At 55.5% G+C, this 24,083-nt stretch carries 24 protein-coding genes; 18 read left to right on the top strand and 6 right to left on the bottom strand.

Features of this window, described 5'->3' with window-relative positions; genetic code table 11:
• The first annotated feature begins 115 nt into the window (after positions 1-115).
• The 9 genes from B0B07_RS03620 to rsgA all read left to right on the top strand — a co-directional run bounded on the left by B0B07_RS03620 (position 116) and on the right by rsgA (position 9,077).
• The gene (locus B0B07_RS03620) at positions 116-1,354 is read left to right on the top strand and encodes an NAD(P)/FAD-dependent oxidoreductase (RefSeq protein ID WP_076756987.1); all 1,239 of its coding nucleotides are present in this window, start codon (positions 116-118) and stop codon (positions 1,352-1,354) included.
• Between the two features lie 267 nt (positions 1,355-1,621).
• Complete coding sequence (pxpB, locus tag B0B07_RS03615; protein WP_076756986.1) at positions 1,622-2,320, top strand: 5-oxoprolinase subunit PxpB; 699 nt, start codon at positions 1,622-1,624, stop codon at positions 2,318-2,320.
• Positions 2,307-3,317 (top strand): 5-oxoprolinase subunit C family protein, encoded by a 1,011-nt coding sequence (locus tag B0B07_RS03610; RefSeq protein WP_076756985.1) that lies wholly within the window; start codon positions 2,307-2,309, stop codon positions 3,315-3,317. The genes pxpB and B0B07_RS03610 overlap by 14 nt, the downstream gene beginning before the upstream one ends.
• Positions 3,318-3,319: 2 nt before the next feature.
• Positions 3,320-4,090, top strand: coding sequence for a LamB/YcsF family protein (locus B0B07_RS03605; protein ID WP_076756984.1), 771 nt, complete (start codon positions 3,320-3,322; stop codon positions 4,088-4,090).
• A 264-nt stretch (positions 4,091-4,354) separates the two neighbouring features.
• A complete protein-coding gene (locus B0B07_RS03600) occupies positions 4,355-5,560 on the top strand; it encodes an NRAMP family divalent metal transporter (RefSeq protein WP_076756983.1) in 1,206 nt (401 codons plus the stop codon).
• Between the two features lie 198 nt (positions 5,561-5,758).
• Positions 5,759-6,181 (top strand): hypothetical protein, encoded by a 423-nt coding sequence (locus B0B07_RS03595; protein ID WP_076756982.1) that lies wholly within the window; start codon positions 5,759-5,761, stop codon positions 6,179-6,181.
• Positions 6,182-6,224: 43 nt separating this feature from the next.
• Positions 6,225-7,001 (top strand): hypothetical protein, encoded by a 777-nt coding sequence (locus B0B07_RS03590; protein ID WP_076756981.1) that lies wholly within the window; start codon positions 6,225-6,227, stop codon positions 6,999-7,001.
• Positions 7,002-7,057: 56 nt separating this feature from the next.
• Positions 7,058-7,753 (top strand): superantigen-like protein SSL4, encoded by a 696-nt coding sequence (locus B0B07_RS03585; RefSeq protein WP_076756980.1) that lies wholly within the window; start codon positions 7,058-7,060, stop codon positions 7,751-7,753.
• Positions 7,754-8,003: 250 nt separating this feature from the next.
• Positions 8,004-9,077, top strand: coding sequence for a ribosome small subunit-dependent GTPase A (rsgA, locus tag B0B07_RS03580; protein WP_076756979.1), 1,074 nt, complete (start codon positions 8,004-8,006; stop codon positions 9,075-9,077).
• A 218-nt stretch (positions 9,078-9,295) separates the two neighbouring features.
• Here the strand turns inward: rsgA and B0B07_RS03575 are convergent, their stop codons facing one another.
• The 3 genes from B0B07_RS03575 to B0B07_RS03565 all read right to left on the bottom strand — a co-directional run bounded on the left by B0B07_RS03575 (position 9,296) and on the right by B0B07_RS03565 (position 12,425).
• On the bottom strand, positions 9,296-10,309 hold the full coding sequence (locus B0B07_RS03575) for a DUF1646 family protein (protein ID WP_076756978.1): 1,014 nt from the start codon (positions 10,307-10,309) through the stop codon (positions 9,296-9,298).
• A 115-nt stretch (positions 10,310-10,424) separates the two neighbouring features.
• Complete coding sequence (locus B0B07_RS03570; protein WP_076757492.1) at positions 10,425-11,408, bottom strand: tripartite tricarboxylate transporter substrate binding protein; 984 nt, start codon at positions 11,406-11,408, stop codon at positions 10,425-10,427.
• Between the two features lie 30 nt (positions 11,409-11,438).
• Positions 11,439-12,425, bottom strand: a complete 987-nt coding sequence (locus tag B0B07_RS03565) for a tripartite tricarboxylate transporter substrate binding protein (RefSeq protein WP_076756977.1) — start codon at positions 12,423-12,425, stop codon at positions 11,439-11,441.
• A 388-nt stretch (positions 12,426-12,813) separates the two neighbouring features.
• On the opposite strand from B0B07_RS03565, the gene B0B07_RS03560 reads away from it, so the two are divergent.
• The 6 genes from B0B07_RS03560 (at position 12,814) to B0B07_RS03535 (ending at position 18,138) form a co-directional block, all read left to right on the top strand.
• Complete coding sequence (locus tag B0B07_RS03560; RefSeq protein ID WP_076756976.1) at positions 12,814-13,305, top strand: tripartite tricarboxylate transporter TctB family protein; 492 nt, start codon at positions 12,814-12,816, stop codon at positions 13,303-13,305.
• A 29-nt stretch (positions 13,306-13,334) separates the two neighbouring features.
• On the top strand, positions 13,335-14,837 hold the full coding sequence (locus tag B0B07_RS03555; protein WP_076756975.1) for a tripartite tricarboxylate transporter permease: 1,503 nt from the start codon (positions 13,335-13,337) through the stop codon (positions 14,835-14,837).
• Positions 14,838-14,873: 36 nt separating this feature from the next.
• A complete protein-coding gene (locus B0B07_RS03550; protein WP_076756974.1) occupies positions 14,874-15,434 on the top strand; it encodes a chromate transporter in 561 nt (186 codons plus the stop codon).
• Complete coding sequence (locus B0B07_RS03545) at positions 15,431-15,967, top strand: chromate transporter (protein ID WP_076756973.1); 537 nt, start codon at positions 15,431-15,433, stop codon at positions 15,965-15,967. Before B0B07_RS03550 ends, B0B07_RS03545 begins: the two co-directional genes overlap by 4 nt.
• Positions 15,968-16,040: 73 nt before the next feature.
• On the top strand, positions 16,041-16,490 hold the full coding sequence (locus B0B07_RS03540; protein WP_076756972.1) for an Lrp/AsnC family transcriptional regulator: 450 nt from the start codon (positions 16,041-16,043) through the stop codon (positions 16,488-16,490).
• A gap of 25 nt (positions 16,491-16,515) precedes the next feature.
• Entirely contained in the window at positions 16,516-18,138 is a 1,623-nt protein-coding gene (locus B0B07_RS03535; RefSeq protein ID WP_076756971.1) for a gamma-glutamyltransferase family protein, read from the top strand.
• A gap of 208 nt (positions 18,139-18,346) precedes the next feature.
• Here the strand turns inward: B0B07_RS03535 and B0B07_RS03530 are convergent, their stop codons facing one another.
• Positions 18,347-19,384 (bottom strand): PTS sugar transporter subunit IIC, encoded by a 1,038-nt coding sequence (locus B0B07_RS03530; RefSeq protein WP_076756970.1) that lies wholly within the window; start codon positions 19,382-19,384, stop codon positions 18,347-18,349.
• Positions 19,385-19,571: 187 nt separating this feature from the next.
• Between B0B07_RS03530 and B0B07_RS03525 the strand changes: the two genes are divergently transcribed.
• Positions 19,572-19,931, top strand: a complete 360-nt coding sequence (locus B0B07_RS03525) for a SpoIIAA family protein (protein WP_159438416.1) — start codon at positions 19,572-19,574, stop codon at positions 19,929-19,931.
• Positions 19,932-19,985: 54 nt separating this feature from the next.
• On the opposite strand, the gene B0B07_RS03520 is transcribed toward B0B07_RS03525, so the two are convergent.
• Positions 19,986-20,465, bottom strand: a complete 480-nt coding sequence (locus B0B07_RS03520; RefSeq protein ID WP_076756968.1) for a GNAT family N-acetyltransferase — start codon at positions 20,463-20,465, stop codon at positions 19,986-19,988.
• A gap of 151 nt (positions 20,466-20,616) precedes the next feature.
• Between B0B07_RS03520 and B0B07_RS03515 the strand changes: the two genes are divergently transcribed.
• Together B0B07_RS03515 and B0B07_RS03510 are read left to right on the top strand one after the other, a co-directional pair.
• Positions 20,617-20,898 carry a hypothetical protein gene (locus tag B0B07_RS03515; protein WP_076756967.1) on the top strand — a complete coding sequence of 94 codons (282 nt, stop codon included), beginning with the start codon at positions 20,617-20,619 and terminating at the stop codon, positions 20,896-20,898.
• 137 nt (positions 20,899-21,035) lie between these two features.
• The gene (locus B0B07_RS03510) at positions 21,036-21,956 is read left to right on the top strand and encodes a patatin-like phospholipase family protein (protein WP_076756966.1); all 921 of its coding nucleotides are present in this window, start codon (positions 21,036-21,038) and stop codon (positions 21,954-21,956) included.
• Positions 21,957-22,143: 187 nt separating this feature from the next.
• Here the strand turns inward: B0B07_RS03510 and ggt are convergent, their stop codons facing one another.
• Positions 22,144-23,919: a gamma-glutamyltransferase gene (ggt, locus tag B0B07_RS03505; RefSeq protein WP_076757491.1), complete on the bottom strand. Its 1,776-nt coding sequence runs from the start codon at positions 23,917-23,919 to the stop codon at positions 22,144-22,146.
• Positions 23,920-24,083: the final 164 nt, after the last annotated feature.

Here is a 24,083-nt window from a genome sequence, read left to right as displayed (position 1 = left end):
CAGATAAGAAATGCTGAAACCGGGCTGTCCGAATTCGGGCGGTCCGGTTTTTTTGTCCGCGTGTGACTTTAGGCGGGGATAAGGGGAAAAGAAGAGCATCAGGGAGGGATCAGACATGGAATTGCATGAAGGGAGTCTGTTTTGGCCTGGAACGGTGAAGGATGACAGGCCGTTTGGTGAGAAGGAACCGGACGGGCGCGTGTATGGCGCGGCCGTTATCGGAGGAGGGATGTCCGGGGCGATCTCCGCTGCGGTTCTGAGCGGAGAGGGGCTTGATGTTGCACTTATCGACGGACGTGCAATCGGCGCTGGCAGTACGTCGGCAAACACGGGGCTGCTCCAGTATTCCAATGACATCATGCTGCATGAACTGGCCGATCAGATCGGCTGGGAAAAGGCGGTCCGATTTTATCGCGGCTGTGCGGAAGCGATGGACGGACTCGGGCAGCTTGCGGAGAAGATGGATTTAGATTCCTCATACATAAGCCGGTCGAGCCTGTATTATGCAAGCAGGGAAGACGACCGGGAAAAGGTCCGGTGTGAATACGAAGCACTCCGCAAGAACGGTTTCCGTGCGGACTACTGGGACGAGCCGGAAATCGGACACCGCTTCCCGTTCCAGAAGCCCTGCGCCATCGTGACGCACGGCGATGCGGAAGTAAATCCGCTGGCCTATTGCCGGGGTGCTGCCCGGTTGGCGGAGAGAAGGGGTGCGGATATATTTGAAGAAACAAAGGTGGCGGGTCTGGCGCGTGTTGAAGGTTTAATCCAAATCCGGACCGGTAGAGGAACGATCCTGGCAGAAAGGGTCGTCCTGGCAACCGGCTATTCGCATACACTCTTGGCCGATCATTCAGTTAAAAACCTGAACCGGACATTTGCCATCGCAACGGAACCGGTGAACGACCTGTCTTTCTGGCACGACCATATGATGATCTGGGAAACAAAGCGTCCCTATTTGTATGCCAGGACAACGGCCGACAATCGAATCATCATCGGCGGACTCGATCAGGAAACCGTCTCTATGCCGCAGAGCATAGAGCGGATCAGAGAGAAGGGAATCCGGCTTGAGTCTGCGCTCGCTGGTCTTTTCCCCGATCTCGATGTAGATGTATCGCACATCTGGACCGCCGTTTTCGGTGAATCCGATGACAACCTCCCGATGATCGGCCGGCATCCGGAAGAAAAGGACGTGTATTACCTCTTGGGCCTCGGCGGCAACGGCACCGTCTATAGTATGATGGGCGCCGGGGTGATTGCCGATCTCATGAGAGGGAAGGAAAGTCTTTTGAGTGACATCGTGGATCCTGCGGGACGAGCCCGTTTTTGGAGGATGGCGGATAGAGAGGAATAGAAAACCGTCCGGACTGCCCGTCGTGCGGTTTTTTTGTACGCGAGATGGAAAATAGTTGCGAATAGCCGGTATGCGGGCGTGAATAGATAGAAGGGGCTCGTAAATAGATGGGAAGGGTTTATGAATAGATAGAAAGAGGACATGAATGGACAGGAAGCTTCCTTTGTGAATCCGGTTGTGACTGCAACTGCCGACTTGATTCGACACGTTAACGTGAATTATGGGAGAATTCCATTTATAATTATTTGATAGAAAGAGGGGGAGGGCATGGAGATAGAGATGAATCCGCTCGGAGACAGCGCGGCCGTCGTCACACCCGGCTTGCCGGCCGGTGATGAGATGACGGCAGCCGTCCGGGCGATTGCAGAAGCGGTGGAACGGGCGGCCATCCCGGAAGTGACGGACATCATCCAGGCGTATGTGAACGTGACGGTTTGTTATGATGCATCGGGCGGGACGACTTACACTGAAATGAAGGACCGGCTGTGCGGCATCCTTCGGGACGTAAAGCCCGCTTCAACGGAGGCCGGACGCACGGTGGAAATTCCGGTGTGCTATGGCGGAGAATTTGCTCCGGACCTGGAGTTTGTGGCGGCGCACAACGGGCTCACCGAGGAGGAGGTCATCCAGATTCATTCCGGCGGTTCCTATGACGTGAAGATGATCGGGTTTGCGCCGGGCTTTCCGTTTCTCGGGGGGCTGGACGAACGGATCGCCGCACCGCGCCGGCCGTCGCCCCGACTCGAAATCCCCGCACGGACGGTCGGGATCGCCGGGACCCAGACCGGAGTGTATCCGATCGGGACTCCGGGCGGCTGGCAGCTGATCGGCCGGACGCCGGTCGATCTGTTCCTGCCGGATGAGGAGATCCCGAGCCTGCTCCGGGCGGGCGACCAAGTGAAGTTCCGGCCGATCTCAAGAGAAGAATTCGAACGGCGGGAGGGGGAGCACCATGATCACGATTAAACAGCCCGGCCTCCAGACGTCGGTGCAGGATCTTGGAAGACCCGGCTACCAGCAATTCGGTGTAGTGGGGGGCGGGGCGATGGACACCGTCTCCCTCCGGATCGCGAACATGCTTGTCGGGAACGCGCCCGGCAGCGCGGCACTCGAAGCCGCGCTTGCCGGACCTGCTGTTGTATTTGAAGAAGACCGGCTGATCGCCCTAGCCGGTGCGGATCTCTCTCCTGAAATTTGCGGCATGAGAGTACCGATGTGCCGCCCGGTGGCGGTGAAGAAAGGATCCGTACTCCGGTTCGGCCGTCCGGTTTCCGGATGCAGGGTGTATATCGCCATTGCCGGCGGCATCGATGTGCCCGAAGTGATGGGCAGCCGGTCGACTTACATAAAGGCGGGAATCGGCGGGTTCTGCGGGCGGCTGCTGCAAAAAGGGGACCGGCTGCCGGCCGGGGAAGCATCCGAAGCGGCCCGGGCACTCACCGATCGACTGCTCGGAAGCGGGTCGGGCCGTCCGTTCTCGGAAACAGGCTGGTCCGTGGCGGAGGAGTGCGGCACTTCCTTGGCCGAGGAAGCGGAGGTCCGGATGATGCGCGGGCCGCAGTTCGGATGGTTCGATGAGGAAAGCCGGGAGCGATTTTTCGGCGGGGCATTCATCGTGTCTTCGGAATCGGACCGGATGGGCTACCGGCTGAAGGGCGCCGGGCTGAAGCTGGCCCATCCGAGGGAATTGTTGTCGGAAGCAGTCGTGCCTGGTTCTGTTCAGGTGCCGTCGGGGGGCAGTCCGATCCTGCTCATGGCGGACCGGCAGACAACCGGTGGCTATCCGAAGATCGGACAGGCGGCAACGGCTGACCTTCCGGTGATCGCCCAGTTGCCGCCGGGTGGCCGCCTCCGCTTCCGAGAAGTGAGCGTGGAGGAGGCACAGTCCGCGCTCGTCCGGCAGACGAACGACCTTCGGCATTTGCAGGCTGCGATCGAGTTGAAAATGAAAGGGGATTCATAGGGATGCCATTTAAAGTTGATTTGAATTGTGACATGGGAGAATCGTTCGGAGCCTATCAGATGGGCAATGACGCAGAGATTTTGGAGTTTGTCTCGAGTGCGAACATTGCCTGCGGTTTCCACGCGGGCGATCCGTCTGCGATGCGCAGGACCGTCCGGCTGGCGCTCGAGAAGGGCGTCGGGATCGGTGCGCATCCCGGAACACCGGATCTCGTTGGATTCGGCCGCCGGACGATGGCCCTGTCTCCGGAAGAGGCGCATGACCTCGTCGTCTATCAGATCGGCGCACTTGATGCATTCATACGGGCAGAAGGCGGCGCCATGCAGCACGTGAAGCCCCACGGCGCGCTCTATAATATGGCCGCCCAGGACGTGAGGCTGTCGGAGGCCATCGCGGAAGCGGTTTATCAAGTCAACCCGGAGCTCATCCTGTTCGGGCTGTCCGGCAGTGAACTGATCCGTGCAGGCGAGAAAGCCGGTCTCCGGACCGCGAGCGAAGTGTTCTCCGACCGGACGTACGGACCGGATGGCTCCCTCACCGACCGCCGTCAGACGAACGCCCTGCTCACCGATCCGGAAGAGGCCATCGCACAGGTTGTCCGCATGGTGAAGGAAGGGAAGGTCCGCGCGACGGACGGAACGGATGTCGATCTGAAGGCCGACACGATCTGCATCCACGGCGACGGTGTCACCGCGCTCGACTTCGCGAGGCGCATTTCTGAACAGCTTCCGACCGAGGGGGTCGAAGTGGGCGCAATCGGTTCATTCAATTGACCGGACGCAATGCGGCAGGGGAAGAGAGCCGCATTGCTCGTGGGAGGCAGCGGCTTATTCAAGATCGAAAGCGACTCACTCAAGGGTGGAAGCGCACTCTAGAATGAACGCGACTCACCGGGGGAGAAAACGGCCCATTCAATAATGAAAGCGACTTACTCGGGGAAAGAAGCGACGGGCTCGGAAAGAAAACCGCTCACTCGCTTCTCGGGTTGCGCATCTCGCGCTGAACGAAGGCGGAATTACATAAGACGGGGGAAACCAATGAACAACACGTTGGATCAAAAGAAACAGAACCGCAGCATCCTGCTCGGAGCTGCGTTTCTCATGGCAACGTCTGCAATCGGGCCGGGGTTCCTGACGCAGACGACGGTATTCACCGAGCAGCTGATGGCGAGCTTCGCGTTCGTCATCCTCATCTCCATCCTCATTGACATTGCGGCACAGCTGAACATCTGGCGGATCATCGCCGTATCGGGCAAGCGTGCGCAGGACATTGCGAACGATGTGCTGCCGGGACTCGGCTACTTCCTGGCGCTGCTCGTCGTCATGGGGGGCCTTGCGTTCAACATCGGAAACATCGGCGGTGCGGGTCTCGGGACGAACGTTCTGTTTGGCATTGACGCGAAGGTCGGGGCTGTCCTCAGCTGTCTGTTGGCGGTCGGCATCTTCCTCGTGAAAGAAGCGGGCCGGATGATGGACCGGTTCACGCAGGTTCTCGGCTTCGTCATGATTGCCCTGACGCTCTATGTCATGTTCACGGCTTCTCCTCCATACGGGGAAGCGGCGCTCCGGACAGTGGCGCCGCTCGAACTCGATGCGCTGGCCATCGTTACGCTCGTCGGCGGGACGGTCGGCGGCTACATCACCTTTGCCGGCGGACACCGGCTGATCGATGCCGGCATCAAAGGAAAAGAAGCCCTGCCGGAGGTATCCCGCGGTGCGCTGTCTGCAATCGGCATCGCCTCGCTCATGCGGGTGCTCCTGTTCCTTGCCGTGCTCGGCGTCGTCTCGCAGGGGCTGAAGCTCAATCCGGACAACCCGCCGGCGTCGGTATTCCAGCTTGCCGCGGGAAATATCGGATATAAGATCTTCGGCGTGGTCATGTGGTCTGCGGCCGTCACGTCGGTGGTCGGCTGTGCCTACACATCCGTCTCCTTTATCCGGACGTTCAGTGAATGGATCGACCGGCACCACAGGAAATTTATCATCGGCTTCATTCTGGTTTCGACACTCGTGTTCGTCATCGTCGGGCAGCCGGTGAAGATCCTTGTGCTCGTCGGCTCGCTCAACGGACTGATCCTGCCGCTCGCGCTCGGCGTCATGCTGGTCGCAGCCTATAAGTCCAAAATCGTCGGTGATTACAGACATCCAAAATGGATGACGGCCATCGGGGCCATCACCGTCGTGGCAATGGCGATCATGGGCATTTATTCGCTCATGAACGGCATCCCTCAGTTGTTTAAGTGAATCGGCGCGTCATGATCAGAAAACGGACTTCCTTCGGGAGGCCCGTTTTTTCGTTTGGGAATAGGACTATTTACTCGTCATGACAACTACCAAATCGATGGAATGAAAAAAATGATAGATATTTAGTCATAGTTTTTGATAGATGCACATATACATAGTAAGGCAGGGCAAAATAGGGAGCCGGAAGGGGGACAGGCTGTGAAAAAGAGACTGACTGCATCGGTAATCGCCCTGATTGTCGGCGCAGGCGCGGTTCATGCAACCGGCATGAACACGGGCTCTCTCTCCGGTTGGTATGAGGGTGCCTTCCATAAGGAGAGTGAGAGGATCGCCAAGGCAGCGGCAGGAGAAATGGCCGGGATGTTGGCCGATGCCGGGATGTTCGTCCTCGAAGCCGGGGAATGGGCGGAAGACCAGATCGTCTCTTGGACAGAGACAGAAGAACAACGTGCCGAGCGGGAACTGAATGCCCGCGTGGCCGAAATCCGGAGCCAGCTTGACAGCACGGCGGCCCGGCTCGACACAGAGCTGAGGGACGGCATCGCAGACCCAAGAGAGCTGGAGGCGCAGATAGAAGCGGATGTTAACCGCCTTTTTGAAGAAATCCTGAACGAACACTGAGAGAACCACCAAACCATTACACGAAGAAAAGGGGATTTTACACATGTTGAAAACAGTCAAAGGCAAGATCGTCGCAGGGGCCATCACAGTCGCACTCGTATCCAGCGCCGGGGGAGTGGTATTCGGAGCATCGGATGCAGGATCGAAGCTAAAGAACTGGTACGATGTCCAGTTTGGAAACGCGAAAAAGACAGTTGAAGCAGAAGCGGACGCTTACTGGAAAGATGGTTTGACAACAGAAGACAAAGAAATCGGGTTGATGATCGACCAGGCGAACGCTGAAATTGCAGCAGAGGGCATGAAGCAGACTGAAGATAAAACTAAAAATATCCGTAAGGCAGCCGATGGCTACATTGACGATTTGAAAATGGAGCGAGAAAAAATTATTGCCGGTATGCAAAAGCAGTTTGATGAAATCTACAGTAATCGTGTGACCCAATTCCAGGCGGAAGGCCAAACCTATGTTACGAAAAAGATTGGAGAGCTATCTGCAGCTACAGGGAAGACCGGAGAAGCAGAAGTTGAAAAAACAAAAAAACAGCTGAACGATGTTAAAGACCAGGCAGTTAAAGACCTGAAAGAAACAATTGAGAATTCCAAGAGGGATCTGCTTACTAAATTGAATTCAAACTCCATGAAAACGAAGCAAGATCTGGAGAAAGCTGTGGACGGTGAAATTAACCGTATTCACGGGGTGGTGGAAACTAAGAAAGTGGAGCTTGTCAACGAGCAGAAGAAGGTCATTGAAACTGCTGCAAAGACCATCCAAAGCAAAGCTGAACTTGAACTCAAGGCACTCGTGAACGGCATCGGTCTTTAATTCCACACATCCAGGACCTCTTCCAGGGGGTCCTGCTCTTTTAATGGAGGGAAGACATGAACAGCAAAGGGAGTAAACGACTCGTGCTTGTGCTCGGATTCTGCCTGTGTATCTTATTCGGCACCGGTGTGGGGTCGGTGGTGGCCGGACAGGATGCGGGAGTGATGCTGGAAAATTGGTTTAACGGGAAGCGGTCGGAATCTGTGAGTGAAATCGATTCGGCAATCACTGCCGAAAAGGAACGGCTGATGGGCGAGCTCCGGCAGAAGTTGAACGAGTCGGTCGGATCGGCGGCCAAGGAGCTGGATGATTTCACGGAGTCCGAAAAGCAGAGGCGCGTCCGGGCGCTCAATGATTATGCGGCTTCATTGATAGCGGGTATCGGCAACGGCCGAGGAGACTGGGACAAAGAGACGTACTTGGCGGAAGTCGACAAAGCCGTAAACAAGGCGATCCAGGAAATTGACAGAGCGGCCGAGAAAGCGAAGAAGAACGCCGAGAAAAACAAAGGCATGCAACAGGAGCCGACGACCGGGGCGGAACCAGTGAAACAGGAGGCACCGTCTGAAACAAAGTCGTCCGAAAAGACAGTTATACCCGCGAAACCCTCGTCTCCGGATCAGCCTGGGTCTCCTTCGGAAACACCGTCTGCGCAGCCGTCTTCCGAACAGCAATCAGAGGATGCACAGGCAGCTCCTCTGGACACCACTCTTGCGGAGCCGGGTGAAGAAGGAACGGATGCACCAGAATAAATGAATGAACCGATTGACAAAAACCATCCGTCTTGCTATTCTGATTAAAACAACGAACGGAAAGCGGGTGATGTGGTATGGCTAACGTAATGGAGATTGCAGTGAAACGATCCGGTCAGCCAGGTTCCACACGCCCGCGGGGTGCGTTTTGACGCATGCCTCTTGTTTTGTGTGCCTGAACCTCCATGGCTGCCGGATCGGCGGTCATGGAGGTTTTTCATTTTGGCACGGATAAACAGGAGGAATTCATTTGAAGTTCAATCAATCAGGTTTTCATGAACCATTTTTCAGCCAGGCGAAGGACTGGTTATCGGAATCATCACTGGAAGGCTGTGTGCCGGGACGGGTGGTTCTTGAACATAAACGGATGTATCGGGTGATGACCGGAGAAGGGGAATGGCTGTCTTCCGTATCGGGAAGTTTCGACCATATGGCCGTTTCACGGATGGATTATCCGGCGGTCGGCGACTGGGTGCTCGTGCGGAAAATGCCGGGGGAAGAGCGGGGGATCATTCACCGCCTGCTTGACCGGACTTCCGTGTTCACCCGAAAAGTTGCAGGCCAGCAGGTGGAGGAGCAGATCGTGGCGGCAAATATCGACCTTGTTTTCCTGGTGATGAGTCTGAACGCCGACTTCAATATCCGACGGCTTGAGCGGTATTTGGTCGCCGCATGGGATTCCGGGGCGAAACCGGTGATTGTCCTGACAAAGTCGGATCTGTGTGAGGATCCGGATGTTTATTTGAATCAGCTCGACGGCATCGCCTATGGGGTGGACGCCGTTCCGGTCAGTGCGGTGACCGGAGAGGGGATCGACCAGGTTCAGGAATTTCTCGGAGAAGGCGTGACCGCTGCCATACTGGGCTCGTCGGGAGCGGGCAAGTCGACGCTGGCGAACCGGCTCGCCGGTCATGAGATCATGGACGTCCAGGGAATCCGGGAAGACGATGCGAAAGGCCGCCATACGACGACCCACCGGGAACTCATCCCGCTCGCCGGCGGTGCCTGCCTCATCGACACGCCGGGCATGCGGGAACTCCAGCTTTGGGATCAGGGGGAAGGGCTCGAATCCGGGTTCCGGGATATCGAGGAACTGGCCGACCACTGCCGGTTCCGTGACTGTACGCACAAAAAGGAACCCGGCTGTGCGGTCCGCGAAGCGGTCGAGGAGGGCCGGCTTCCTGCCGACCGGCTGGAGAGCTTTTTCAGGCTTCAGCGGGAAATCGCCTACATTGAACGGAAAAACGACGTCCGGGCACAAATTGCCGAGACGAACAAATGGAAGCAACTCACCAAGCAGGCCAAACGAAAATCACGGAAGTAAATAGAACATAAACAGCGCCTCCCGGCTGCCGGGAGGCGTTTTGAATCCATTTGGGTTAAGCACTCGCGTCGGAACTGGGGCCGCTCGAGCGAAACTTCGACCACTCGCGTCGGAACTGAGGCCACTCGTAGCGAAACTTCGACCAGTCAGACCGAAACTGGCCCAACCGAGCCGAATCTCCGCCCATTCACCTGTCCCATGAACAGCCATCCAATTTCTCACCGGATTCCGATAAAGTAGTACACCAAGAGTGCGACAAGTCCGACCGGTATCCCGAATTTCGCCCATTCCAAGCTGGTGATCTTCAATTTTCCCGCTGCGATGATGTTCGGGATGTTCCCGGGGATAAGCATGCCGCCGCTGATCAGGAGTCCGAGCAAGATCGCACGGATGGCGTCATATTGCATCAAGGGACTGATTTCGGCTGCGGCAAGGGTGGCGTTGTCGAGTATGGCGGAGAGCATGTTGATCCAGTAAAGTGTGCCCGGGGCGACGTCGGTCAGGTGTTCCCGGATGAGCGGTTCGAATCCCGTGCCCAGAAGCGTGAGGGCCATGACGAACACATAGACATTGAAGGTTCGCGAAATGAGGGAGTAGAACGGTTCCTTGAGGTTCCCCGTGTCTTCCGCGGCAATCCGCTCAAGCGGAGGATCAACCCAGACCGCGGCGAGCAGCCCGAACAGAAGAATGGCTGTCAGCACATCCAACCCGATCAGGTGGAACAGGAATGAAAAATCCGCGCCGAGTTTCTTGACCGTGATCGTCGAGAGCGGTTCACCGATCGGGGTGAGGGCGGCACCGAGCCCGATCGAATAGCAGGCGAGGATAACGAGCCGGATTTCGGACCGCCTCCGGAGGCGGAGGGCGGATGTGACGGTGACGAGCACGAGCGCTGCGATGATTGCCGTGATCATGCTGGAGACGAGACCGAGCAGCATGACGATCAACGCATATAACAGCCGCTCGGGAATCACCCGCTGCAGCCACCGCACACTGCGGTCCATCTGCCGGGAAAACAGGCGGAACAGGATCCCGGCGATCAGGACAGCCCCCGTGATCGGAAGAGGGTCGGACAGTGCGCGTCCCAGCAGTTCCCGGCTGAATACGCCGCTGACCAAAACGGCCGCGATGCCCATGATGAGAAGGAACCATTCCAGCCGGCGTTCCACTGCTTTTATTGCAAAGGGCAGGATGAGTACAAGGAATAAGATGATCATCAATCCGGTTGTCATCTGGGCCGCTCCTTTTCAATAGACTCCTGCCATCATACGTTGCGGAGGAGTTGGACATGCATCCACGCAAAAATAGAGCAGCCGCATGTACCGGCTGCTCCATCGGATATTCGGGTCAATCGATCAGGTCGCTCTGTTTGAGGGACTCTTCCATGTCCTTCTCCAGGTCTTCGATAAACTGAACGTAGTCTTTGGTTCCTTTATAGTTCACTTCGGTGCCGAGAGATTCAAGACGTTCTTTGAAGGAGTCGCTGGAAGTGACCTTCTCGAATGCGTCATTCAATTTTTCGATGATCTCTTTAGGCGTGCCCTTCGGTGCGACAAAACCGCGGTTCGCAGCAGAAACGACATTGATCCCCTGTTCTTTCAGAGTCGGGACATCCGGGAAGTCATCGCTGCGTTCTTCTCCGGTATATCCGAGGAACTTCATGCGGTCCCCTTCTACATAGTCTTTCCCGGCGACAATCGATACGCTGCCGAGTGCCACGTCGTTCGCGACAACGGCTTTCATCCGTTGGGCCGTTCCGTCGTAGCCGATGATGTTGAACTTGATATCCGCCGCGGTCTGGATCAGGGCCGGCTCAAGTTCCGAGATCGAACCGATGGATGCCGCATAGGAAATTTCACCGGGCCGTTCTTTTGCATCATTCACAAGGTCTTCCATGGAGTTCCATGGATTTTCAGGACTTGTGGCAATCATATTGTATGTGGATGTAATCAACGAGATCGGTTCGAAATCCTCAAATCCGAAGCTTGCCTGTCCTGTCAGCTGGGACATGGCCATGGAATCGTGGACCGCAAGAAGGGTATACCCATCCGGCTTCGCGCTCAGTGCTTCCTGGGAGCCGATGACGCCGCTTCCGCCCGCGATATTTTTAACGACCACCGTCTGTCCAAGAACTTTCTCCAGTTCTTCCGCTGCAATCCGGTTCACTGCATCGGTATCTCCGCCCGCATCCCATGGAACGATCAACTGGATCGGTTTGTTCGGATAATCAGAATCAGCCGATCCCGATTCCTTTGCAGAGCCGCTTCCGCAGCCAGTAAGGGCCATCATGGCGAGTCCCATGATCCCCGCAGCCAATAATAACTTTTTCATCATCTTTACAATCCTTTCCCAATGAGACGATTACTCTTTCAGCAAACCGCTGGTCTTGAGCAATTCCTTCATCTCTTCTTCGCTCTGTTTGATAAATTCCTTGTAATCCTCTGTGTTTTTAAAGTTCACATCGGTGCCCATATCGACGATCTTTTTCACGAAATCCTCGTTCGATGCCACTTTTTCCAGTGCATCGCTGAGCCGTTCGATGATCGCTTCAGGTGTCCCTTTCGGCGCGACAATTCCCCTGTTGGTTCCTGATACCATATCCAGCCCTTGTTCCTTGAGAGTCGGGACATCCGGCAAGACGTTGCTTCTTTCCGCGCCATTGTATCCGATCAGTTTCATCCGGTTGTCGGCTATGTAGTCTTTCCCGGCTATTGCCGACACGCTGCCGAGTGCCACGTCGTTGGCGACCACCGCCTTCATCCGTTCCGCAGTTCCGTCATAGCCGACGATGTTCAATTTGATGTCCGCCACCGATTCGAGCAGGACAGGCTCCAGTTGTGAAGTGGAACCGATCGATGCGGCATACGAGATTTTGCCAGGATTTTTCTCCGCGTCTGCGACCAGGTCGGCCATCGAGTCCCACGGATTATCCGGGCTTGTCGCTACAAAATCGTAGGAAGATGTCAGCATTGCCACGGGTTCAAAGTCGCTGTACCCGAATTCCGCCTGCCCGGTCATTTGCGACATCGCGACAGAATCATGGACTGCGAGCAGCGTGTATCCATCCGGTTTGGCGGTCAATGCCTGTTGGGCCCCTACGACCCCGCTTGCCCCCGCTACGTTTTGAATGACCACTTTTTGCCCCAGTTCCTTGGAAAGCTCTGCACTCGCGATTCGGTAAATGGCATCCGTATCACCGCCGGCGCTCCAAGGAACGATCAGTTGGATCGGCTTTTCCGGATATCCTGCTGCGGCATCTTCGGCTTCGGCGGAAGAACCTGAATCGCTGCAGGCCCCCAATACCGCAGAGAAGAGAAGAAGTGCTGACAAAATGATCTTCTTTTTCATTTTTCGGCCCCCTTTTTGGTTGAGCAGAGACGGTCGTCAAGTGAAATGGCAGTACCCAAACGCTTGTAATTCAGGTGGAATCACGCCTTTCCTATGGTTAATAAACCGTATGATAGAACCAACGGAACTGAAAGTCAATGTATTTTGATAATTTATTCTTGTCAGGTTTTGAATAAAGCGCTTACGAAATGAAGGCGAATTGGTTTTTTATTGAACTAATAGTGAGTCTAAAAATGAATTATCATGACTTTTTGTATCGAAAATAGATTGACAAGTTAGAACTTCTTGAATATGATGTTAAACAAAATGAAAGCGGACATTGATTTGGGCTTACAATTTGTTTTGTCTGAATAGAGATCCCCGCTATTCAAAACAGGAGAGTGAGTAAATGCAGGCGGCAAAAAGAGACTTGGTAAATGCACTGGTGGTCATCGTGTTTTGCGGGATTGCCTATTACGGCGCATTGCAAATCCCGATTCGCGGTGCAGCCAAGACTGAGGCGGACTTCTTTCCGAAGATCATCATTGGACTCTTGCTGTTTTTGGCAGTTTGTCTGTTGGTGAGCGCAGCCTACCAGTTGTGGAAGGGGAAGAGCGCACAAAGAGAGAAAGTGGCGGTGGCAGGTTTTAGGCAACGTTTTGCAGAGAACCGGAAAGTCATCCTGACGTTTGTCATCTTTGCAATCTATATCTTCCTGCTTCAGGAAATCGGTTATTTCATCAGTTCGATCTTGTTCTTGTTCGCGCTCTACCTGTTGCTCGTCCCGGGTAAAAAGCGGTATGTGGTCGGAATCATCGGCGCCGTCCTGATCACAGTCCTACTGTTTGTTGTGTTCCAATACGGACTGTCGGTGTATCTGCCGGGCGGAACACTGTTTTAAACGACTAGATTAAAGAGAGGTGAGACTGAATGGAAGATTTACTTCTTAGTTTTGAAACGATCCTGAATATCAAAACGATGCTGATCCTCCTGACGGGTGTCGTTGTCGGGATCGTTGTCGGGAGCATCCCGGGCTTTACGATCACGATGGGGGTCGCACTGACCCTGCCTTTCAGCTTCAGCATGGATCCGATCAACGGGATCGCGCTGATGATGGGGGTCCAGGTAGGGGGGAGTTCAGGCGGGTTGATCACGGCCTGCCTTCTGGGCATTCCGGGGACTCCTTCAGCCATGGCGACGACTTTCGACGGATATCCGATGGTCAAGAAAGGCGAGGCCGGGCGTGCACTGGCAGTGGGGCTGTGGGCTTCATTCATCGGTACGATCATTTCCGGGATTGTCCTCATCTTCATGACGCCGCTTCTGGCTGAATGGGCATTGAACTTCGGACCGTGGGAAATGTTTGCGCTCATGCTGTTCGGGATCAGTGCCATTGCCAGCCTGAGTGAGGGCTCGCTTGTCAAAGGGCTGATCGCAGGCGTAATCGGCATCGCCTTTGCCATGGTGGGCACGGATCCGCTGGTCGGGACGAGCCGATTTACATACGGATTCACTGAATTGCTTGCCGGGTTTAACTTCCTGCCGGTGCTGATCGGTGTCTTTGCATTTTCCCAGCTCATGACGGACATCAAAAATCCGCCGGACAGCATGGACATCAAGGTGAATTCGAGCGTCAGTTATCCGATATTGAAAACGCTCAAGGACATGTGGACATCCAAACTGAATGTCATCCGGTCCAGCCTCATCGGAGTCTTTGTCGGAATCCTTCCCGCGGCAGGGGGAAGCATCGCGAACATCTTGAGCTATGACATTGCCAAGAAGTTCTCCAAAACACCGGAGAAATACGGCACGGGTGAAAAAGACGGAGTCATCGCCGCCGAGTCTGCCAATAACTCGTCCATCGGCGGAGCTTTTGTCCCGATGCTGGCATTCGGAATTCCGGGAGATGCCGTTACGGCAATGATGCTCGGCGCACTCCTGATCCACGGTATCCAGCCGGGGCCGCTCTTGATGCAGAACCAGCCGGTTCTCGTTTACGGGATTTTCATTTCCATCTTCATCGCGGCCATTTTCATGCTGCTCGTCCAAAGCTTCGGCATCAAGGCATTCCTGAAGATCAATGATATTCCTCAGCACGTGCTCATTCCGCTCATTCTGATGCTTTGCGTCTTGGGCAGCTTCGCGGTCAACAACAGGACTTTTGATGTTTGGGTGCTTCTTTTGTTCGGACTCATCGGCTATTGGATGAAAAACAACGGCTTCCCATTGCCGCCTTTCATCCTCGGCATCATTCTCGGGCCGATGATCGAGCAAAACCTCCGGCAGGCCATCACGATCAATTCAGACCTTTCCGTGTTCATGACCCGTCCGATCTCGGCCGTATTGATCGTATTGGCTGTTCTCTCGATGGTTTACGGGATTTATAATAATATTAAGAGCAAGAAAGAAAAGGGATCGTTACAAAGCTCTTAATCCCGGGAGCAATTCTTCTACAAAGGTCGGATTGATATGTATAAAGATTTACTGATTGCGTTTACCAGGTCGGGGCTGCTTGGATACGGGGGCGGCCTCTCCGCCATCCCGCTCATGCACAAAGAAGTCGTGGACCGGTACAAATGGATGAGCGATGACGAGTTTTCCGACATCCTTGCGCTCGCCAATACTTTGCCGGGGCCGATCAACACGAAAATGGCCGGGTATATCGGCTGGCGGCTGAAGGGGTTTTGGGGGATGATCGTCACCCTTCTCGGTTCGTTCCTGCCCACTGCAATTTTGATGATTCTGTTCTTAACCCTTTTGAATGCGTTCAAGGACAAGCCCTGGGTTCAGGGGATGGCGAAGGGCGTAATCCCGATTGCCGGCGTCATGATCGGTGTGATGGCGTATGACTTCATCAAGAAATCAGGCAATGGACTCGGCTGGACCGCCACCATCCTGCTGGCCATTGCGAGTGTTTTATTGATCACCCTTCTAAATGTCCATCCGGCGATCATCATTGTGATTCTGATCCTTTCTGCGTTCGTCCCATGGGACAAAATGCGCAAGGGAGCCGGGGAGGTTAAGAAATGATTTATTGGCAGATATTCATTGCGAACCTGATCCCGAACCTGCTTGGCTATGGCGGCGGACCGGCCACGATCCCTTTGCTTGAACATGAAGTGGTGGAGAGGTACGGGTGGTTCACCACCAGCGAGTACAGTGAAATCGTCGCACTCGGAAATGGTCTGCCCGGACCGATCGCCACAAAGATGGCGGCCTATATCGGATTTGACCAGGGAGGGATACTGGGAGCCGTGGTGGCTGTGTTCGCCACAGTCGCACCTTCACTGATCCTGCTGTTGCTGCTGCTTGGAATTTTGATGAAGTATAAGGAATCTCCTCAGGTTAAAAGGCTCACAAAAGTGGTCCGGCCGACCATTGCGATTCTGCTCGGACTCATGACCTATGATTTCTTCTTCGACTCTTATGTGGGGGTCGGTGCCCTCCATACGACGATCCTCATCGTCGCCGGCTATATTCTCCTGGAAGTGAGAAAAGTCAGCCCGACCATCGTGGTGATTGCGGCACTTCTCTATGGAGCAGTCTTCATGGGAGGCTCTTGAAAAAATAAACATGTAATTTCAATCGGGAGGATGGGATAATAAATGCCAGGCCATTAATCTTCTGAAATGAGGGATTATATTGGATCGCATTGATCAAAGAATATTAAATCTGTTGGTTGAGGACGGACGCCGATCCTATGTTGAAATTGCAGCGGAATTGAATCTGTCCCGGGTTGCTGTGCGCGACAGGATACAGAACATGAAAGAGTCGGGCATCATCGAGAACTTTACGGTCGTCATCAACAGCGAACGGGTCGGTAAAGGCGTATCCGCATTTTTTGAGGTGGACTGCGACCCGTCGTCGCTCGTTGATGTTGCACATTCGCTCGTTGAAATTCCGGACGTTGCCAGTTGTTATCAGATGACGGGGCCTTCGACCTTGCACGTCCATGTGCTGGTGGAGGACTTTCCGGATCTGGAACGCTTCATCAATGAGAAACTCTATGCTTTGGACGGGATCACCCGGGTGGAAAGCCATGTCCTGCTGCGCAGGTTCAAGAGCAGGACGGGGCTGAAACTGTAAGCTTAAAAACAAGGGGGAATTACATATGGATTACTTATACCATCCATTCACATCACGCCGACACACGGTCTTTGCCAAGAACGGGATTGTTGCGACAAGCCAGCCGCTCGCAGCGCAGGTCGGGGTGGAAATCATGCGCAACGGGGGAAATGCGATTGATGCGGCCATTGCGACGGCTGCGGCACTGACGGTCGTCGAGCCGACGGGGAATGGAATCGGGGGCGATGCATTCGCGCTGATCTGGACGAAAGGTGAATTGCACGGCTTGAACGCATCCGGCCCTTCTTCAAAAACCATTACGGCAGAGCGGGTCAAGGCGCTTGGCCATGAAACGATGCCGGTGTACGGAGCCGTCCCGGTGACGGTTCCGGGTGCTCCTGCCGCGTGGGCAGAAGTGTCACGGAAGTTCGGCCGGCTGAGCCTTCGGGAAACGCTCGCGCCGGCGATCCGGTTGGCTGAGGAGGGCTTCCCCCTCACACCGATCCTCGGAAAGTTCTGGCGCGTCGCCTATGACAAGTTCAAAGCGCTGTCAGACAACAGCCCGGAGGAAGAAAAGATGTTCGCCGCGTGGTTCGAGACGTTCGCCCCCGACGGACGGCCGCCGGAAATCGGTGAAATGTGGAGGGCACCGGGACATGCCGACACACTCCGCGAGATAGCAGAAACGGAAGGGCGCTCATTCTATGAAGGTCCGCTTGCGGACAAAATTGCGGAAACGGTCCAGACCCATGGCGGGTTCCTGACGAAGGAAGACCTTGCCGAGTATCAGGTGAAGTGGGTGGATCCGGTATCGGCGAACTACCGGGGCTATGACGTCTGGGAGATTCCGCCGAACGGGCAGGGCATGGTCGCCCTCATGGCCATGAACATCCACCAGGCGGACGGATTCAAGCCGGTCTATGGGGACGTGGAGACGATGCACCGTCAGATCGAAGCGATGAAGCTCGCATTCACAGACGGCAAGGCGTACATCACGGAAGAATCGGAGATGCCGGTGACCGTGGAAGAGCTGCTTTCGAGAGAATATGCGGAAGAGCGTGCGCGGCACATCGGTGATCAGGCCATGCTGCCGGAACCGTACGACCCGGTCAAGGCCGGAACCGTCTATCTGGCCACCGCGGACAGCGAAGGCAATATGGTATCGTTCATCCAGTCCAACTACATGGGCTTCGGTTCGGGGGTTGTGGTGCCGGATACGGGGATTGCCCTGCAAAACCGCGGAGCCGACTTCTCACTGGATCCGGACCATGCGAACTACCTGAAGCCGGGCAAGCTGTGCTTCCACACGATCATCCCGGGCTTCGTCACGAAAGACGGGGTAGCGGTCGGCCCGTTCGGCGTCATGGGCGGATTCATGCAGCCGCAAGGCCACTTCCAGGTCGTCTCGAACACGGTCGACTTCGGGCTGAACCCTCAGGCGGCGCTTGACCAGCCGAGATGGCAGTGGACCGGAGGCAAGACCGTCCAAGTGGAACCGGACTTCCCGAACCACCTGGCCCAGGCCCTCCAGCGCAGAGGCCACGACATCCGGATCATGACCGACTCCGGCGGTTTCGGCCGTGGCCAGATCATCTGGCGCAACCCGGAAACCGGCGTCCTCCAATCCGGAACGGAATCGAGGACGGACGGTGCGATTGCCGTTTGGTGAGTTCCTGATCGGAATCGCTTGAGACGATTGCTTAACATATAGAATCGTTATCTAAACTTAGAGAGCGGTTTTCTTAACTTACAGGCTTGTTATCTTCACGTACAGAGTGACTTTCTTCACTTATGGACCGATTATCTTGAATGCTCTTCAAGCCGCCGATCGAAAAGAAGCATCCGGCCCGTTCCGACGGGCGCGGATGCTTCTTTCATTAATCGAAGTTCAGTTTGTAGTCGTCCGCCTTGAGCAGTTTAAGCCGGCGTGAGAAGACGTAGATGAGGCCGATGTTGAGGGTAATCGGCAAGATGAGGAAAGTGCTGAGCATGATGGCGATGTTTTCGATTGTCCATCCGCCGTCGGCCAGTTTAATATAGTTGAGAGGCCCGACAAGTCCCGATAGGCCGAAACCTGCGCTGTACGGCGTGCCCTGGATATTCAGGACTCCTGCCAGTCCCCCGAGCACCGCTGCGGTGATCATCATCGGGAAGGCGATCTTCGGTTTCATGAGGAAGTTGCGCATCTGGATCTTCGGCGAGCCGAGAACGTGGGCGAGTGCCGTGCCGAGGGAGTTTGCCTTGTAGCTCGCAATGGCAAGCCCGATCCCTGCCGCGACAATCCCGAGGTTCGCGGCGCCGGCTCCGATTCCCGACAGCATGATGACCGTCGCCACGCCGACGGTCGAGAACGGGGAGAGGATCAGGACACAGAAGACGACGGCGATGGCGGCACCCATGAAGACGGGCTGGAGCTGCATCAAGAACGCCACGCCGTTTCCGACGAGCCCCGAACCTCCACGGACGTACGGCAACAGCATGAAGCCGATCATGCCGGGAACGAGGATGGTGGCGGTCGGGATGACGAGAATGGCGTATTCGCGCATCTGGTCTCCGAGGACCTTTACGAACAGGACGGCGAGCGCCGCGGTGATGCCGATATTCAGCGTTGTGCCGATTCCGTTCAGGGTGAACAGGCCGTCTGCCGTCTTCATGACTGCCCCGCTTCCGATCATGGCCGCGATGCCGATGCTGGCGGTCTGGATCGGCGAGAGTTTGAACGCAACGCCGACCATGACGCCGATGATGACGGGCAGCAGGCTCATCACATAAACGGTGATATCCAGCAGGTTCTGAAAGAAAGGGAAATGGGGAATCAGAAGTTTCAATAGTTCTCCGAGCAGGGCATTGGGGATCAGCGCTACGACGATCCCGATGCTCATGCCGTTCAGCAGTTTCGAGAAGAAATCTTTCATGAGGTTCAGGCTCCTATCCGGGAAGATGTGTTTCATTATAGAAGCGGGAAATTGCCGGGTCAATGAATGTTTTCGAAATATTCGATGAAAACGTTTTCTTTCGTCCTTTTCCGTTTGCTTTGATTAGTCCGGACGGCAGAGGGGAAGAAAGGGATCATGAGAACTTATGCGGAAAGGAAGCGGTGGCATGCTGACATTTAAGCCAAGCCAGAACGCGCAGACGGTTGCATTCGAATTTGACGGCCGGCTGACGAAGGAAGATGTAATGAAAATGGAGGAAGTCCTGCAGCAGAAATATGAGGAGGGCGGCACGTTCAATCTGTTCGCCGAAATTGGCACGATCGATTTCCCTTCGATCCCGGAAGCACTGCGCGACGTGCAGATCGACATGGCCCACTGGATGGCGTTCGACAAACTTGCCCTGATGAGCGGGCAGAACTGGCTTGAATTCGCCGCGGCCTTCGGCATGGACGAGATCGCCCGCCAGCGCGCCCGGTACTTCGAACCCGGGCAGTATGAGGAAGCGTGGGCTTGGCTGGAAGAGTGACAACATGAATAAAAGGCTGGCACAGAGCGTCTGTGCCAGCCTTTTTGACGTGCTTTACAGTTCCTTCAAATACCAACGGTCCATCGTGCCATGCTCCGATCCTTCAAGCGGGCTCTCCAGCCTGCGGAATCCGAGGCGTTCATAAAGACGATTCGCTGCCTGCAGACTTTCCATCGTCTCCAGATAACAGTGCGTGTAGTGCTGGTCTGCAAAGCCAAGCGCAGTTTCCATCAGTTTCTTTGACATCCCGAGCCCTTGGGCTTCCGGTTTGATGTACAGTTTCTGGAGTTCGCAGATGCCCGGATGATGCGGCGAGAAGGGGGCGATGCCGACGCCGCCCAGGACTTCGCCTTCATCATTGGTAAGAGACCAGTATTTTGCATTTGGCTGATCTTGATAGAAGTTCGACAGGCAGGCGAGCTGCGGGTCGAAGTATGCCGTCCCGGGGATGTCCAGCCCGAATGATTCCAGCGATTGTTTGATGATCTTTTCCAGGGCCGGGTTGTCCCGTTCCTCGATTTCCCGGATGTTCATGATTCGATTCTCCGATCTATTATGTAGTGAATTCTGATATATCCAATGTAGCGCGGTTTGCCGTCAAAGACAACCATCGGCCATGTTGTTCCGGGACTTTGCAACTTTTCTTGCAGTCCGTCGTTCGTTTCTATAAAAGGGGAGATGTGCTGTGGAATTTATTTATCTGAGGCCGGTTTATCTTGTATTCATCGCGGCACTGCTCGTCTTAGGAGGAACCAGTCTGGCCAGGTCCCGGGCGGTGAACGGGATGACGGTGTGGGGGATTTCCGCCCTGGCTGCCGCGGTAACGGCAATCTGTCTGTGGCAGTCCGGCATCATTGTGGATGAACTGAATATGGCGGGAGACGAGGTGTCGTTTTATCTGGCGCTGTCGGTATGGGGATTGTCCGTGCTGAACGTCTGGGTATATGGAAGGATGAAAAGGGGGTAGGCGGGGAACAACACCTTTACGGCAGGCAGTGCTCCTCTTTATTCGACCCATTTCAACATTGAAACGGTCCGGAAGTTCTAAATTCCCGGCGGTTCGCCTACTGTATAGGTAAGAGTCCTTTTGAAAGGGGCGGAACCGTGCGGATTGACGGGGTGTTTTCCGGAGGCGGACTGAAGGGGCTGGCACTGGTCGGTGCGTTTGAAGAGTTGGAGCGGCAGGGGATGGTGTTTGGCCGGGTGGCAGGGACAAGTGCAGGATCCATCCTGGCCGCGTTCATCGCAGCGGGGTACACGGCAGCCGAAATCAGCGAAATTTTGTCGGATCAGGATTTCGGTGATCTTCTCGACCGGCGTCACGCGCTGCTTCCGCTGCCGTTCATGAAGTGGGTGAATCTCTACTGGCGGATGGGGCTTTATAAGGGGGAAGCGCTCGAGGACTGGTTCACGGAGCGGCTCCTGGAAAAAGGAGTGTACACGTTCGGCGATCTGGCGCCGGGCCGGCTGAAGCTCGTCGCCTCGGATCTCACGAACGGAAAGATGATCGTCCTGCCCGATGACCTGGAGAAATACGGGATCCCGGCGGATTCGTTTCCCGTCGGACGGGCGCTGCGCATGAGCTGCGGCATTCCGTATTTCTTTGAGCCCGTCCGGCTGTTCACAAAAGATGGCGATGCCATTGTGGTCGATGGGGGCGTGCTGAGCAATTTCCCGCTGTGGATCTTCGATGATCCAAACGGCAAGCGGGAGCGGCCGGTCATCGGATTGAAACTGAGCCGGCGCGAGGAAGAACGGAATCCCCGGAAGATCCACAACGCCCTCGATCTGTTTGAGGCGTTGTTTACGACAATGAAAAACGCGCATGACGAACGGTATATCCAGAAGGATCATGCCAAAGATATCGTCTTTATCCCGATGGATGATGTGAAGGCGACCGATTTTGACATGAGTGATGAACAGATGGAGATGCTCATGAAGCGGGGACGGGATCGAACTAGACATTTCCTGGAAACTTGGCGGTTCACATCGTTGCCGGGCTGGCGTCCGGTGAAGGTGGTTTAGCCCCGGAGCGGTGAACGGTATGTATGAAACGGTCATCGGTGTGAAGCGGATGGCCATGAGTGTTAAGCAACTGTCCCCGAGTGTTAAGCAACGCTGACTCCATGAATGAAGGAAGACATTCCAAGCGCAGAAAAGCAGCCGGGCTGACCGCAATGGTCGCGCCGGCTGCTTCTTTGTGAGAGACAGGTTATTGTTTCCCCTTTTTCTTCCCTTTCAATTCAATGCCGACGGCCGATCCGCTGCGGCTGGAGTCGGCGACACCGAGGAACATGCCCGTTTCAGGATTGATCTGGATGCTTTGGACGTTCCCGATCGTGGTCGGCGAAGCGCCGAACCGGTGTCCCATCGAGTTCAGCCTTGAAAGGACGTCTGACGGGATGCCGTCTTCATACCGGTAAGACGTCAGGCTGTTCGTGTAGATTCTCGGCTCCTCAACGGCATCTTTCAGATCCATCTCATACTCGATGGCATTGAGGATGGTCTGCAGGACCGACGTGATGATCGTGGCGCCGCCTGGCGAACCGACGGTGAGGACCGGCTCGCCGTCTTCATAGACGATCGTCGGGGTCATGGAGCTGAGCGGACGCTTGTAAGGCTGGACTTCATTCGCGCCGCCCGGAACGGCGTCAAAGTCGGTGAGTTCGTTGTTCAGCACAATGCCATAGCCGGGCACGACGATCCCGGAGCCGAACAGCTGCTCAATCGTCGTTGTATAGGAAACGACATTGCCGTATTTGTCGGCGACCGTAAAGTGGGTCGTCTCGCCGTACTGGGTGTTTTCCGGCTGAGCGACGACAGCGGCCGGCTCACCGTCCGATTCATATTTCCACGGATTCCCGGCAACCGGATTCCGGTTCACCTTGTCCAGGGAGATCAAATCACGCCGCTCGTCGATGTAACGGGTGTCGAGCAGGCCGTTGACAGGCACATCGATGAACTCGGGGTCGCCTGCGTATGCGGCACGGTCGGCATACGCAAGGTGCATGGTCTCCGCGAGCAGGTGGTATTTCTCCCACGATTTCGTGTCGTATTGTGACAAGTCAAACCCGTCCAGAATGCCGAGCATCTGCAGAAGGAACACGCCTCCGGAGCTTGGCGGCGGCATGCTGGCGATGTCATAGCCTTTGTACTTGCCCCAGATCGGTTCATCGACCGTGACGTCATACCGCTTCAGGTCGTCCTTCGTCATCGAGCCTCCGGCTTGCTGCACTGCCCCGGCGAGGGCATCGGCGACCGGACCTTCATAGAAGATATCGGTCCCTTTTTTGCGGATGAGCTTCATCGTCTTGGCCAGGTCCTTCTGAACGAGTACGTCGCCTTCCTTCAGCGGCTTTCCATCCCGGTCAAAGAAAATATGCCGCCCGTAGGAACGCTTGAGTTTCTCTTCATTGTCCGCGATCGCCTGGGCGAGGACCGGATCGATCGCAAACCCCTGGTCGGCAAGCTGGATGGCCGGTCCGATCAGTTTCTCCATCGGCCGGCTCCCCCAAATGTCCAGCGCTTCCTCAAGTCCCTTCAGGGTTCCCGGCACGCCCACGGAAGTACCATGCATGACGCGCTCATTGAACGGTGTCGGCTTCCCGTTTTCATCGAGGAACATGTCCGGTGATGCTCCGCCCGGTGCCCGCTCGCGGCTGTTGACGATCGTCGTCTCGCCTGTCTTGCCGTCATGGACCATCATAAATCCGCCGCCCCCGATTCCGGACATCATCGGCTCGGTGACGTTCAGTGCGAACTGGATGGCCACTGCCGCATCGATGGCATTTCCGCCCTGCTTCAGGATGTCCGCACCGATCTCGGAAGCGAGCGGATGCGCGGTCGCCACCATGCCTCCGTTTGCCTCCGCCACTTCCGGATAGCTGTCATAGTCGATCCGGTCGAACTTCTTGGCATCCGCCGCCAGCGGTGCCGAACCCATGACGAGCGACATGCTCAGTGCCGCTGCAGCCCATTTTTTCTTCATCAAATCCATTCCACCCCCGTGTAATATGGTTCCTCCTAAACATAAGAAACCGCTTGCCGTATATGCAAGCGGTCGCATCTACTATTCTGAAAATTGAATCCTTTGTAACAGTCCACCTGATCATTCAAGTGTCCTATGGACCATGGACTCAATAGGGCGGGCGG

Source organism: Edaphobacillus lindanitolerans (genome assembly GCF_900156305.1).
GTDB lineage: Bacteria > Bacillota > Bacilli > Bacillales_A > Planococcaceae > Bhargavaea > Bhargavaea lindanitolerans.
Note: the sequence above shows the minus strand (reverse complement) of the source record. Positions and strands in the feature narration are given on the sequence as shown.

Coding starts and splice junctions, on each gene's coding strand:
- B0B07_RS03605 (WP_076756984.1), top strand. CDS start 3,320: ATGCCATTTAAAGTTGATTTGAATTGTGACATGGGAGAATCGTTCGGA.
- pxpB (WP_076756986.1), top strand. CDS start 1,622: ATGGAGATAGAGATGAATCCGCTCGGAGACAGCGCGGCCGTCGTCACA.
- B0B07_RS03610 (WP_076756985.1), top strand. CDS start 2,307: ATGATCACGATTAAACAGCCCGGCCTCCAGACGTCGGTGCAGGATCTT.
- B0B07_RS03590 (WP_076756981.1), top strand. CDS start 6,225: ATGTTGAAAACAGTCAAAGGCAAGATCGTCGCAGGGGCCATCACAGTC.
- B0B07_RS03560 (WP_076756976.1), top strand. CDS start 12,814: ATGCAGGCGGCAAAAAGAGACTTGGTAAATGCACTGGTGGTCATCGTG.
- B0B07_RS03575 (WP_076756978.1), bottom strand. CDS start 10,309: ATGACAACCGGATTGATGATCATCTTATTCCTTGTACTCATCCTGCCC.
- B0B07_RS03555 (WP_076756975.1), top strand. CDS start 13,335: ATGGAAGATTTACTTCTTAGTTTTGAAACGATCCTGAATATCAAAACG.
- B0B07_RS03600 (WP_076756983.1), top strand. CDS start 4,355: ATGAACAACACGTTGGATCAAAAGAAACAGAACCGCAGCATCCTGCTC.
- ggt (WP_076757491.1), bottom strand. CDS start 23,919: ATGAAGAAAAAATGGGCTGCAGCGGCACTGAGCATGTCGCTCGTCATG.
- B0B07_RS03550 (WP_076756974.1), top strand. CDS start 14,874: ATGTATAAAGATTTACTGATTGCGTTTACCAGGTCGGGGCTGCTTGGA.
- B0B07_RS03565 (WP_076756977.1), bottom strand. CDS start 12,425: ATGAAAAAGAAGATCATTTTGTCAGCACTTCTTCTCTTCTCTGCGGTA.
- B0B07_RS03525 (WP_159438416.1), top strand. CDS start 19,572: ATGCTGACATTTAAGCCAAGCCAGAACGCGCAGACGGTTGCATTCGAA.
- B0B07_RS03585 (WP_076756980.1), top strand. CDS start 7,058: ATGAACAGCAAAGGGAGTAAACGACTCGTGCTTGTGCTCGGATTCTGC.
- B0B07_RS03530 (WP_076756970.1), bottom strand. CDS start 19,384: ATGAAAGATTTCTTCTCGAAACTGCTGAACGGCATGAGCATCGGGATC.
- B0B07_RS03620 (WP_076756987.1), top strand. CDS start 116: ATGGAATTGCATGAAGGGAGTCTGTTTTGGCCTGGAACGGTGAAGGAT.
- B0B07_RS03535 (WP_076756971.1), top strand. CDS start 16,516: ATGGATTACTTATACCATCCATTCACATCACGCCGACACACGGTCTTT.
- B0B07_RS03570 (WP_076757492.1), bottom strand. CDS start 11,408: ATGAAAAAGTTATTATTGGCTGCGGGGATCATGGGACTCGCCATGATG.
- B0B07_RS03545 (WP_076756973.1), top strand. CDS start 15,431: ATGATTTATTGGCAGATATTCATTGCGAACCTGATCCCGAACCTGCTT.
- B0B07_RS03520 (WP_076756968.1), bottom strand. CDS start 20,465: ATGAACATCCGGGAAATCGAGGAACGGGACAACCCGGCCCTGGAAAAG.